The sequence below is a fragment of the Pseudoalteromonas sp. Isolate6 genome (assembly GCF_022398435.1).
GTDB classification, from domain to species: Bacteria; Pseudomonadota; Gammaproteobacteria; order Enterobacterales; family Alteromonadaceae; genus Pseudoalteromonas; species Pseudoalteromonas galatheae.
In genome coordinates this window covers 14,055-26,323 of sequence record NZ_JAKEVK010000005.1, presented here as the reverse complement: position 1 = coordinate 26,323, position 12,269 = coordinate 14,055, and the positions used below count along the sequence as shown (strand labels likewise).

General features: G+C 43.1%; 15 protein-coding genes. 11 read left to right on the top strand and 4 right to left on the bottom strand.

Features of this window, described 5'->3' with window-relative positions; genetic code table 11:
* Positions 1–61: 61 nt before the first annotated feature.
* Positions 62–859, bottom strand: a complete 798-nt coding sequence (locus L1D50_RS01295; protein ID WP_239965348.1) for a crotonase/enoyl-CoA hydratase family protein — start codon at positions 857–859, stop codon at positions 62–64.
* Positions 860–1,050: 191 nt separating this feature from the next.
* Between L1D50_RS01295 and L1D50_RS01290 the strand changes: the two genes are divergently transcribed.
* Genes L1D50_RS01290 through L1D50_RS01280 form a run of 3 tightly spaced genes read left to right on the top strand, consistent with a single transcriptional unit; the run spans position 1,051 to position 2,675 of the window.
* Positions 1,051–1,368 carry a DUF440 family protein gene (locus tag L1D50_RS01290; RefSeq protein ID WP_128726435.1) on the top strand — a complete coding sequence of 106 codons (318 nt, stop codon included), beginning with the start codon at positions 1,051–1,053 and terminating at the stop codon, positions 1,366–1,368.
* Between the two features lie 17 nt (positions 1,369–1,385).
* Positions 1,386–2,213: a DUF481 domain-containing protein gene (locus L1D50_RS01285; RefSeq protein ID WP_128726436.1), complete on the top strand. Its 828-nt coding sequence runs from the start codon at positions 1,386–1,388 to the stop codon at positions 2,211–2,213.
* Between the two features lie 12 nt (positions 2,214–2,225).
* Positions 2,226–2,675, top strand: coding sequence for a hypothetical protein (locus tag L1D50_RS01280; protein WP_128726437.1), 450 nt, complete (start codon positions 2,226–2,228; stop codon positions 2,673–2,675).
* A 32-nt stretch (positions 2,676–2,707) separates the two neighbouring features.
* On the opposite strand, the gene L1D50_RS01275 is transcribed toward L1D50_RS01280, so the two are convergent.
* Positions 2,708–3,193 carry a peptidylprolyl isomerase gene (locus tag L1D50_RS01275; protein WP_010606755.1) on the bottom strand — a complete coding sequence of 162 codons (486 nt, stop codon included), beginning with the start codon at positions 3,191–3,193 and terminating at the stop codon, positions 2,708–2,710.
* An 11-nt stretch (positions 3,194–3,204) separates the two neighbouring features.
* Entirely contained in the window at positions 3,205–4,116 is a 912-nt protein-coding gene (locus L1D50_RS01270; protein ID WP_239965347.1) for a transcriptional regulator, read from the bottom strand.
* A 160-nt stretch (positions 4,117–4,276) separates the two neighbouring features.
* Between L1D50_RS01270 and L1D50_RS01265 the strand changes: the two genes are divergently transcribed.
* A complete protein-coding gene (locus tag L1D50_RS01265; protein WP_128726439.1) occupies positions 4,277–4,528 on the top strand; it encodes a succinate dehydrogenase assembly factor 2 in 252 nt (83 codons plus the stop codon).
* A gap of 40 nt (positions 4,529–4,568) precedes the next feature.
* Positions 4,569–4,922: a protein YgfX gene (locus tag L1D50_RS23515; RefSeq protein WP_339143360.1), complete on the top strand. Its 354-nt coding sequence runs from the start codon at positions 4,569–4,571 to the stop codon at positions 4,920–4,922.
* A gap of 56 nt (positions 4,923–4,978) precedes the next feature.
* On the opposite strand, the gene nadB is transcribed toward L1D50_RS23515, so the two are convergent.
* On the bottom strand, positions 4,979–6,580 hold the full coding sequence (gene nadB, locus L1D50_RS01255; protein WP_128726441.1) for an L-aspartate oxidase: 1,602 nt from the start codon (positions 6,578–6,580) through the stop codon (positions 4,979–4,981).
* Positions 6,581–6,876: 296 nt separating this feature from the next.
* Between nadB and rpoE the strand changes: the two genes are divergently transcribed.
* From rpoE to lepB, 6 genes are read left to right on the top strand one after another with little or no spacing between them, the layout of a single operon-like run.
* On the top strand, positions 6,877–7,458 hold the full coding sequence (gene rpoE, locus L1D50_RS01250) for an RNA polymerase sigma factor RpoE (protein ID WP_010371267.1): 582 nt from the start codon (positions 6,877–6,879) through the stop codon (positions 7,456–7,458).
* Position 7,459: 1 nt separating this feature from the next.
* Positions 7,460–8,068, top strand: coding sequence for an RseA family anti-sigma factor (locus tag L1D50_RS01245; RefSeq protein ID WP_128726442.1), 609 nt, complete (start codon positions 7,460–7,462; stop codon positions 8,066–8,068).
* A complete protein-coding gene (locus L1D50_RS01240) occupies positions 8,069–9,019 on the top strand; it encodes a MucB/RseB C-terminal domain-containing protein (protein ID WP_128726443.1) in 951 nt (316 codons plus the stop codon).
* A complete protein-coding gene (locus L1D50_RS01235) occupies positions 9,016–9,474 on the top strand; it encodes a SoxR reducing system RseC family protein (RefSeq protein WP_138523149.1) in 459 nt (152 codons plus the stop codon). The genes L1D50_RS01240 and L1D50_RS01235 overlap by 4 nt, the downstream gene beginning before the upstream one ends.
* A gap of 59 nt (positions 9,475–9,533) precedes the next feature.
* Entirely contained in the window at positions 9,534–11,321 is a 1,788-nt protein-coding gene (gene lepA, locus L1D50_RS01230; RefSeq protein WP_128726445.1) for a translation elongation factor 4, read from the top strand.
* 12 nt (positions 11,322–11,333) lie between these two features.
* Entirely contained in the window at positions 11,334–12,269 is a 936-nt protein-coding gene (gene lepB, locus L1D50_RS01225; RefSeq protein ID WP_239965346.1) for a signal peptidase I, read from the top strand.

Here is a 12,269-nt window from a genome sequence, read left to right as displayed (position 1 = left end):
TGTACGCCTTCGTATTGCGATGGCCATTATACTTTTGGGCAAATAGGCATTCAATCAAGCGTTACCATTTCATGCGAGGCAAAAATGGCTTTTTATTCTCATCTGCTAGAGAGGCATTTTTCATTGCAATTTTGGTATTTTTAGCCGCGAGCAATTTAATTTGTGACCAAGTTTCTAACCATAGCAGTTTACGGGCGGGTTGGTTGTAGGCTCGATTATACACTTTTTTTATTGCTGCAATGGCATCTGGCGAGCGAGCGGTAAATTGACTGAGTAGTTCTGAGAGTCTAGCGTCAACATCATCACAGAGCTCGGTAATGAGACCATCCTTTAGTGCTTGCTGGGCGTCTATTCGCTGTGCATGGATTGTCATCAGCAGTGCCTTATCCTTGTTCATTGTGGCAGGCAAAAGCAAGCTGCCGCCCATGTCAGGGCAAAGTCCCCATTTGGCTTCCATAATGGCAAACTGCGCACTGCTGCCGGCTAAACGAATATCTGCACCTAATGCAATATGACAGCCTCCACCTAAACAGTTGCCCGTGATCTTGGCGATAACAGGAACAGGCAAAGCTTGCCAGCCAAGTACGACTCTTTGTACTAAGTTAGCATTGCCGGGTAACCACTTTTTAAGTAGCTTGATGATCCCAGAAGGTTTGTTAAGCACGCTTTTTACATCTAGACCGGCACAAAAATGTGCGCCTTCACCTTGGATCACAACAGCCCTAATTGATTTATTTTTTCTAATTTTCTTTATCGCGTTATCTAAACCAACAAACATTTCAACAGACAGCGCGTTTTGTTTTTCTGGTCGAGATAAGGTCACAAATGCGATGTTGTTTGCTTCGGAAAATAAAATCATGATGAGATGCTCCCTGCGGTTTTATGCGATAGTTTTAGAGTAATAACTTAAAAGCGACGTAACATTCAACTTTTAACGATAATTTGTTCGTCATTTAGCGTTATTTTCTGTTTGATTATCGCGACTATGTATTTATGTTTTACCTCATTTTGCTATTATTGCGCCAACTTTAAAACAATAGGCTAGCGTCCATGACAGCAAGACTTTGTAGCATCGAAGAAGCCACTCACCAAGCATATGATATCTTCCTTGAGTTGGCTCCTGATAATCTTGAAGAACACGATATTAATATGTTCAACGAACATCGCGAAGATCGTGGCTTCATTGAAGAAAGTGAGCCGGATGATAGTTGGTCGAACATAACTGCGTATGAACAAGAAGCGGAACCGGAACACTTCATTCAGGTTCTGGTTGGTATCGAGTTTGATGACTCGGATCAGGTGTACGCAAAAATTCTAATTAGCAGAGATTTAGATGCGCCGTTTTGTCATATCATTTGGAAGCAATAACCGGAAAGTAGTTGTCAGTGCCATTTTTTAGAACTTTCGCCTTACTTGCAATTGGCTTGGTTTCGCAACCAAGCCAAGCTACGGATCCATTCGAAGATTTTCACGAATATGGCAAAATGCCCGATGATGAAATTCATCAAAAACACAAGGGTGAAATGCTTTACGGTGACGTTGAATTTGGCTTTATCGTCAACAAAGGTAATACGCAAAATACGTCATTTAAGTTTAAAAGTAATCTTTACCAAGATTTCCCCAAGTGGCGTAATCAATTTAAATTCAATGGCCTTTATCGCCGCGAGCAGGATACGGAAGCGGATGTCGAAGATGTCTCAGCGTCGCGTTACTTTGGCTCAGCGCAAGGGAACTACAAGTTAGGGGATGATAACGCCTCGTTCTTTATGTATGGTGACTACGAGCGTGATAGATTCAATGGCAAGGAATACACCACGACATTTGCGCTAGGTTATGGCAACCGTGTATACGAAGGACGAAAGAACACGGTAGATATTGACATAGGTCCAGGTATGTCCATCTCCCGTCTGGATAATGAAGTCGAGCTTGAAGCGGAAGAGGATAGAACGGAAAAAGGCCAGCTTTTGCGGATGGCATTGCAATGGGAAAGAAACGTTTCAAAGCGCACCCGCTTTAATCAAGATATCAGTTTTGAGCGCTCACTATCAGGTTTAAACTCGAGACTGTTTGCCGAATCTGCACTAGTAACACAAGTGATAGGCGGTATTGCGTTGAAATTTGCGTTTATTTACCGTTATAACTCGCAGCCAGAAGATGAAAAAGAAAAAGTAGACACCGAGCTTGGTGCTACATTAGTTTACAGCTTTGATTAAAGAAGACTATCGATGTATAAAAATACACAATTTGCATGGGTTATATGGTTGTTTCTAGCCTTTATCGCCAGTTTTACCGTATTGGCAATTTTTCTAACAGGTAGCAATCTCGCTTTTGTTAGCTTTTTGGTGATCCTAGCGATTGTTGCCTTTATCTTTTATGGCTTAACTATTCAAGTGAACCAAGAGCGACAAACGTTAAGCTGGTGGTTTGGACCTTCAGTTGCCAAAATGACCTTAAAGTTTGACGATATCGACTATGTTCAACCTGTGACTAATTCTTTACGCCATGGCATTGGTATGCGGATCAGCACAGACGGTTGGGTATACACGGTTGCAGGGTTTAAGGCGCTTGAAGTGGTGATGAAGGACGGAACTAAATATCGTTTAGGCACCAATGACCAAGAAAATTTGGTTTCGGCTATGGAAAGTAAACTTAAACAAGAAAAAAGCGCTGAATGATCAGCGCTTTCTATTGGTAGTTCGACTAATTCTTAGTGGTCGTGGCCACAACCACCTTCGCCATGAACATGGCCGTGGGCAACTTCTTCAGCTGTCGCTTCACGTACTTCAAGCACTTCAACGTCAAAATTCAGTGTGATCCCAGAAAGCGGGTGATTCGCGTCAACAATGACTTCTTCATCTTCGATACCGATGATCACAACGATTTGGTCGCCTTCGTCGGTGGTAGCTCTAAATTGCATACCCACCTCGATTTCCATGCCTTCAAACATAGATTTAGGAACCGCCTGAGTCAGTTCGTCAAAGCGTTCACCATAGCCTTCTTGTGGCTCTATGGTCACGCTGAAAGTGTCACCAGCTTGTTTGCCTTGTAGGGCATCATCAAGACCTGGGATCAGATAGCCTGAGCCAAGCATCGCTATCACTGGCTCATCATCAAATGTGCTATCAATCGTATTGTTGTCTTTGTCTTGAACTGAGTAGTGGATTGTCACTACCGAGTTAGGGCCAATAATCATATAAGATCCCGTTAGTTGTCTTCTAAAGAATAAGGTAGAGGTTGAATAGTAAGGCTCACCTCTGGTGAATTTTTTGCTCTTAGCACCGCGTCTTGTGGTGTGTCATTTGGCATCACAGCCAGCGCGTAATAACGGCCGCTGTTAGCATCAAAGGTTTGTTGAATAACTTTGCCACCACGACGCCAGTTGTCTTCAATCTGCAGTTCAATGTCAGCTTCCTCAATGCGCTCTGCGGTGTTGCCTGTCACTATGTACATAGCACGCTTGTTTTTACCAAGATAGCGCATTCGAGCTACGGTTTCTTGACCAGTATAGCAACCTTTCTTAAAGCTGATCCCGTTAAGGGCTTGAAGGTTAACCATTTGTGGCACAAATTCATCCACGTGATCAGCATCAAGACTTGGCTCTCCTGCTAAAATGCTGGCCGCAATAAAGGGAGCTGGATTGCTTTGTTGTTCTACGTCCGCGGGTAAACTTGCGCCTTCGAACGCGATGAAAGCAAAGCGCTCGTCTGTGAGTTTTAACAGTTTGCCGTTGGTAACATCAACAGCACTTGCGTCAGACGAAATCTCAACACCAAAAGCTTTGACAAGCGCTTCACTGTCTTGAGTGATTAAGCCAAAGACTTGGCAGTCAGCAAAATCTATATCAACTTTAGCAAAAACGCCGTACTTTTTTAGCTCACGAATTGATGCTTCAGCTTCAGCGACACCTGCAAGCATCAAATAGTCGCCTTGATATTGAGTTAAGCGCGACACAGACCAAAGCTTGCCTTTAGGACTGCAATGCCCAGACCACATAAAATTATCTTCTTTGATAAGGTTGATGTCTTGAGTAACCTGACCGTGCAAATAGCTAAGTTTATCTTGTCCTGAAATGCGAATAACCTTGAACGGAAGCGAATAAGCACGAGCAATTGACATAATGTTGATCCCTATTAAAGTGTTTTCGTAATGTTACCGTAAAATCATAAGTGGAGATAGGGACGGGTGATTTCAATGTGCCATTTCTATAAGTTTTATGGCATATGTCCTGCGCAGTGGGTATAATTTTCTCAATAGTTTATGAGGGGTTAATCAGTTTATGGTTGAGTTACTGCCTAAAGCTCGAGTTAAATGGGCTTGCCGTCGTGGCATGTTAGAGCTGGACGTTATTTTGGGGCCGTTTGTTGAGCAGGCTTATGACGCGCTTTCCGACGAAGGTAAGTACGTGTTTCAGCGTCTAGTTACCTGTGAGGATCCAGATTTATTTGCTTGGTTTATGGGTCATGAAGAATGTCCAGATCCAGAGCTAAAACGTATGGTGAAGTTAATCCTTGATCGGATCCGCGTATAGAATCGACTTTCAACACAATCTTCAGAACCACACCTTCTTTGTGGTTCTTTTTTCTTGTCTCGCTTTTATCCTTTTTCTTCTGTTTCCGATGCTGTCGTGGTTAGTCGCAATCGTGTCTGCCGTTACTGGTTATTGCAGTTGGCGAACAGTTCTATCTCGTACGCCAAGGGCGGGTACTGTACTCATGCTCCCGAAGGAAAACTTTGTTGAAATACAGTCGCAAACGATAAATTTCAAAGGGCAGCTTATTGGTGCCACCATATGGTTTGACAGTCAAATTGCGCTAAAAATCATGGCTTCGAACCAAGCTAAGCAGCAGATATTTTTGACTCGGCGGGCAATACCTGAAGCGGACTGGCGTTTACTTTGTCGCACTGCACTTCAAGCGAATTAAAAACATGAAGAGAGCATGGCGATAAAAATCAGCACATGCTCTACATTCAAATATTATTATTTTGTCGGTGACAAAACGGTGGGGGTGGGGTTTTCAGCCATGTCTGGGAAGTCAATGGTGTAGTGAAGTCCGCGACTTTCTTTACGTTCTAACGCGCTGCGAATAATAAGTTCAGCTACTTGTACTAAGTTACGTAATTCAAGCAGGTTGTTACTTACTCTAAAGTTGGCATAATAATCGTGGATCTCTTGCTGCAATAACTCAACACGGCGTAGTGCACGTTCTAACCGTTTAGTTGAGCGAACAATGCCAACATAATCCCACATAAACAATCTAAGTTCATGCCAATTGTGGGTGATCACAACTTCTTCATCCGAGTCGCTGACACGGCTTTCGTCCCAATCTGGTAACGTAGATGGCTCAGGGCGTTTATCAATTTTAGCTAAAATATCTTTTGCGGCAGCGTGAGCAAACACAATGCATTCTAATAATGAGTTACTCGCCATGCGGTTTGCGCCATGTAGACCTGTGTAAGCCACTTCGCCGATTGCATATAGATTGTCGATGTCAGTACGACCGTTAAAGTCAGTCATCACACCACCGCAAGTATAATGCGCCGCCGGTACTACGGGGATTGGCTCTTTAGTGATATCCAAACCAACACTTAAGCACTTAGCATAAATCGTAGGGAAATGCTCAATGATGAACTCTTTGTCTTTATGAGAGATATCCAGATAGACACAATTTGCACCCAATCGTTTCATCTCATAGTCAATGGCACGGGCGACTACATCGCGAGGGGCGAGCTCTTCGCGCTCATCGAAATCAGGCATAAAACGTGTGCCGTCAGGACGTTTAAGCAGAGCGCCTTCACCACGCATGGCTTCGGTTATTAAAAAGTTTTGTAGCTCAGGATGGTATAAGCTGGTCGGGTGAAATTGGTTAAACTCCATGTTTGCTACCCGGCAACCCGCGCGCCACGCCATTGCGATGCCGTCACCAGAAGAAACATCTGGATTTGAGGTATATAAGTAAACTTTACTTGCGCCGCCAGTCGCTAAAGCGACAAACTTGGCCGAGATACTCTCAACTCTATCTGCTTTGCGATTGTAGACGTAAACACCTTTAATATCGCCGGAGTCACCATGTTTATCTTTAATGAGATCGATAGCATTGTATTGCTCTAGTATATTAATTTTTGGGTGTAACTGTACTTGGCTAATTAATGTGGTTTGAACGGCTTTACCTGTTGCATCAGCTGCGTGCAATATACGGCGATGTGAATGCCCACCTTCGCGGGTTAAATGAAAACGTTCTTTGCCTTTGCTATCCACTTCCATATCAAATGGTACGCCTTGTTCAATCAGCCACTTCAAGCAATTTTTTGCATTTGATGCGGTATAGTGCACCGCATCGCGGTCACATAAACCAGCTCCCGCCGCAAGCGTGTCTTCGACATGAGATTCAATACTGTCATTTTTCTTATCGAATACTGCGGCAATGCCACCTTGAGCATAAAGCGTGGAACCTTCTTTTAATGCTCCTTTGCTTATTACAGTAACTTTACAGTGGTTTGCTAAAGAGAGCGCAAGAGAGAGCCCTGCAGCGCCACTGCCAATAATGACTACATCAGTATTGTGGTGAGTCGTATTTTTCATATTCGAAGATCTTTACTGTTTTTGCGTTTAATTCTGCTATTTATACCACATCTGCTATCATAGAAGGCAGAGAGTTTGTTCCGTTTAATGAGAATCATTTAGAACATTTTGTGTGACTGCTAATGGAATAATGCTAAAAAGCAGCCAAGAAATAGTACGCAAAGATGGATGAATTCGTTTATTTTAAAAAAAAATACAAAAAAACAGAACTTTTTATTCAGTACTAAGTCAGAGTAGCTGTGAATGATGGCAACTAGATACGATTTAGAAAAGCAAAAAGAGGAGTACCGGCTCGAATGAGCGAGCAGGATTTAGATCTAGATATAGTTAAACGCGTTCAACAGGGAGATAAAAACGCATTCAACCTGTTAGTTGCCAAGTATCAAAACAAAGTCGCAGCGCTGATTTCTCGTTATGTAGCGAATCAAGGCGATGTGGCAGATGTGGCACAGGAAACGTTCATTAAAGCTTATCGAGCGTTACCTAACTTTAGGGGCGAGAGCGCATTTTATACTTGGTTGTATAGAATCGCGGTTAACTGTTCAAAAAATTATTTGGTGGCGCTCGGTCGAAAGCCGCCAGCAAACGACGTAGATGCGGAAGAAGCAGAGTTTTATGATGGTGCAGACCAATTAAGATCGAATGCTTCACCGGAAAATCTATTGTTAAGCGACGAAGTGAAAGCAGTGATTTTCAAAACTATCGAGCGCTTGCCTGATGACTTAAAAACCGCAATTACTTTGCGTGAAATTGAAGGCATGAGCTACGAAGAAATAGCTGTCATTATGGATTGTCCGGTTGGTACAGTTCGTTCGAGAATTTTTCGCGCAAGGGAAGCGATAGATAACAATTTGAACCCATTAATAGGTGAGTCTTAATATGGCACAAGCTGAAAAACAAGTGACAGAAGATTTAATGACATCGCAAATCTTTGACGGTGATCTGTCACTCAACGCTGAAACTGATGTTCGTTTAGACGAACAAAAGTTTGCTCGGTATGCCTTGATTGGTGATGTAATGCGTAGTCAAAAGCAAGACACACCTTGCATCGATATCACCAGCAGCTTTGCAGCAGCACTTGAACAAGAGCAAACATATAGTGAGCCGTCCGAGCAAGTGAAAGAAACGACGCCTAAGAGCAATGTGATTGAGCTAAGCGCTTGGCGTAAGCCATTTGCACAAGTAGCTATTGCAGCAAGCGTGTCGCTATTCGCTGTACTAGGTGTTAATACGTTAAGTACAGACGCAACTATACCTGCAGGTGAGACGTTACAGTTACAATCTACTCCTTTTGCCGGAGGTGTTTCTCCTGTGAGCTTATCAACTGAGCCTGCGCTTGAATCAGCGGCTAAAGGCATTAGAGAGTTACAGCAACAGCGCATTGGTGCATTGGTTTTAGAGCACCAAAGACAATCTCGCATGGCGTATGCGCTGCAGCAATCTGGTGAAAACAACACCGCTGAAAAGCAAGAGGAAAAAGAGCAATAAATGAGAGCACTGTTAGTTGTAGTAAGTGTATTTTTCTCTAGTTGGCTGTGGGCAAATGAAAGCGTATCAGCCAAGCAACTGCTAAAAGATATGGCCGAGGCGGTGCATCAAAGAAATTTTGATGCGTCGTTTGTGGTGGTGAAAGGAAAATCTATGGAGCCTTACCGTTGGCTTCATGGCAACCAAAACGGAACTGAATTTGAGCTTTTAAGTTTGCTCAATGGTGCTGGACTTGAAATGATCCGCGTTGGTGATAAAGTGACTTATTTTGAGCCAAAGTCAGAGCCTTACACCATCCAAACAGACTCAATAGCAGGTCCTATTCCCGAAGTTTTATTCAAAAATATCGACAGCCTCAAAGAAAGCTATGATTTTGTCTTAGGTGGTAAAGGTCGAATTGTTGACAGACCTGCTCAGCTTGTCAGACTAGAAGCAAAGGACGACGCTAAGTACAACTACTGGTTGTGGATCGATACAGAGTCATCTCTGTTACTAAAGTCCGCTTATGTAAATCAACAAGGCGAGTTACTAGAACAGCTTCAGCTTACCCATATCAGCGTGACAGAAGCCCCAGCTGAGCAATTGTTAGAACTGTCACAAAAGCAGTTTCCTGAAGCTGTTTCAGGGTTATTAAAGACCCTTGAGAACGGCACAAAAAACAACTGGCAAATTGGTTGGTTACCTCAAGGCTTTGAGCTGCTAAAATCCGACAGACATAAGTTAGATTTAAACAATGAGCTGGCAGACTACTACTTGTTTTCTGACGGCCTTGTTGATATTTCGGTATTTGTACAACGTCCTTTACCGGGTCAGCGCCCAAGTGGCGCGCTCTCGTCAGGTGCGACAACAGTGTACGTACACAACACAGGTGCATTTGATGTATCTGTAGTTGGAAATATTCCAGCAATGACCGCAAAAGCAATCGCTGAGTCTGTGAAAAGACCTTTATGATAGAACAAACTCTGACAGTTGCCGCTATAAAAGGCGCAACTGTCTTTTTAGAAGCACAGCCAAAACTCGCTTGTGAAGGCTGTAATGGCAAATGCGGCTCCCAAGTATTCGCCAAACTCTTTGGCACCCACAAAAAACAATTCCGTGTAGATTTGACGGAACCTGTCGAAATTGGCCAAAAAATTAAGTTGGCATTAGACGACTCTAATGTGGTGAAACATGCGTTTTATGTTTACATGATGCCATTACTTTTTGCTTTTGCCGGCATGTTTATCGCAGCCCTCGTGCTGGGTCTTAATGAACCTTTACAGATCCTCTTCGCATTTATGAGTGCAGCATTAGGTTTATTTTTCGCCAGAGTTCAAGGGGATAAGCTCAAACATCAGGTAAAAGTGATAAAAATTTACCCAATTAGCCTACCAATAACGCAAATAGATGGTGATTGTACTAAATAAAATGTAAAATCGAGCCCTTAATCTCTATTTGTGACTAACAGAAGTATTGAATCCAGTATATGAAGCATATCCGTAACTTTTCTATTATTGCCCACATTGACCATGGAAAATCGACGCTATCAGACCGCTTAATCCAAGTTTGTGGAGGTTTAACAGACCGCGAAATGCAGCAGCAGGTACTGGATTCGATGGACATCGAACGTGAGCGTGGCATTACCATCAAAGCACAGAGTGTAACACTTAACTACCAAGCAAAAGATGGCGAAACGTATCAGCTAAACTTTATCGACACTCCAGGACACGTTGACTTCACTTATGAAGTTTCGCGCTCTCTTGCCGCTTGTGAAGGTGCGCTATTAGTGGTTGACGCAGGTCAAGGTGTTGAAGCACAAACGCTAGCGAACTGTTACACAGCACTTGAGATGGACTTGGAAGTTATTCCAGTTTTGAACAAAATTGACTTACCACAGGCCGATCCGCTTCGCGTAGCAGAAGAAATTGAAGATATCGTCGGTATTGAAGCATTAGAAGCGGTGCGTTGTAGCGCTAAAACAGGTATCGGCATTGATGAAGTACTTGAAGTGATCGTACGTGATATTCCGCCGCCAGAAGGTGAGCCAAATGCGCCACTACAAGCACTGATTATCGATTCATGGTTTGACCCGTACCAAGGCGTAGTTTCATTGGTGCGTATTAAAAACGGTGAATTGAGAGCGGGTGAGAAGATCAAGATTATGTCTACAGAGCAAGCTCACCAAGTAGACAAGGTTGGTATCTTTACACCAAAGCAGACCAATACCGGAGTGTTGAAAACGGGTGAAGTAGGTTTTGTTATCGCAGGTATCAAAGACATCCATGGCGCACCTGTTGGTGATACCATTACTATGGCTCGTGATTCTGCAACAGACCGTTTGCCTGGTTTCCAGAAGGTAAAACCTCAGGTATACGCGGGTATGTTCCCAATTTCATCTGATGATTATGAAAACTTCCGCGATGCACTGAATAAATTAAGCCTAAACGATGCATCATTATTTTTCGAGCCTGAAAACTCGACGGCACTGGGTTTTGGTTTCCGTTGTGGCTTCCTTGGTATGCTTCATATGGAGATCATTCAAGAACGCCTTGAACGTGAATATGATATGGATCTTATTACCACGGCACCAACGGTAATCTATGAAGTAGAAACTAAGCACGGTGTGGTGAAAATCGATAATCCATCGGATTTACCTCCAGTAAACGACATTATTGAAATTCGCGAACCAATTGTTGAAGCAAATATTCTCGTTCCTCAAGAATATTTAGGTAACGTTATTACGCTGTGTGTTGAAAAACGTGGTGTGCAAACCAAGATGACCTATCACGGTAAGCAAGTAGCGTTAACCTATGAATTGCCAATGTCAGAAGTAGTGATGGACTTCTTTGATAAGCTGAAGTCGACCAGCCGAGGCTTTGCATCACTTGACTACAACTTCAAGCGTTTTGAAGCATCAGACATGGTGCGTGTTGATATTCTGATCAATGGCGATCGCGTTGATGCGCTTGCAATAATTGTTCACCGCGATGGTTCACAAACACGTGGCCGTCAGTTAGCTGAAGCGCTGCGAGAATTGATCCCTCGCCAAATGTTTGATATTGCTATTCAAGCTGCAATTGGTAATCACGTTATTGCGCGTAGTACAGTTAAGCAGTTACGTAAAAACGTAATCGCAAAATGTTATGGTGGTGACGTGAGCCGTAAGAAAAAGCTACTGCAAAAGCAAAAAGAAGGTAAGAAGCGTATGAAGCAACTTGGTAACGTTGAAGTGCCACAAGACGCATTCTTAGCAATATTGAAAGTAGGTAAGTAACAGGAAATACAAATGGCAGGTTATTTTTCAATTTTATTGGTGCTACTCACGGTCGGTTCTGGCCTTATTTGGTTGATCGATCATTTGGTGTATGCACCGAAAAGACAAGCTAGGCTTGCTATTGCGCAAGGTGCGTCTGACACTCAGTTAGATGCCGACATCATAGCGGAAATAGCACCTGAACCTGCCATTGTTGAAAACGCGAAATCTATTTTTCCTATGATTGCCGCAATCACAATTTTCCGTTCGTTTATTTTTGAACCGTTTCAAATTCCATCAGGCTCAATGATGCCAACCTTATTGGATGGCGATTTTATTCTAGTGGAAAAATATGCTTACGGGATTAAAGACCCTGTGTGGCGCAGCAAAATCGTCGAAACGGGCACTCCAGAGCGCGGTGATATTGCAGTGTTCAAGTTTCCGCTAGACGAGCGTATTGATTTCATCAAGCGTATTGTTGGTTTACCGGGTGACCACATTGTTTATCGCAATCGTCAGCTTTACATTAAGCCTAAGTGTGAAGACGGGCAGAGCGAAGCGAATGGCTTAACGTGTGGCGAATATAACAAGATTGATGTAGACATTGTAAATCGTAACGAATTTACGCAAGGCCCAATGCAGTTAGTGCGTCTAACAGAGCATTTGCCAAATGTAGAACATGATATTTTAATTAATCCTGAAGTGTTAGAGTTAACAGATCGCTACTATCAACAACCAGGTACTCGCCGCGATGAGTGGGTTGTACCAGAGGGAAGTTATTTTGCGATGGGTGATAACCGTAATAACAGCCAAGATAGCCGTATGTGGGGTTTTGTACCTGATGAAAACTTGGTTGGAAGAGCGGTATTTATTTGGTTAAGTTTTGATTTTGATAATGGCCCAGACAGCATTTTGCCAGGGTGGGTTCCAACTGGTGTTCGTTTTGAACGCCTAGGTAGTATTCAGTAA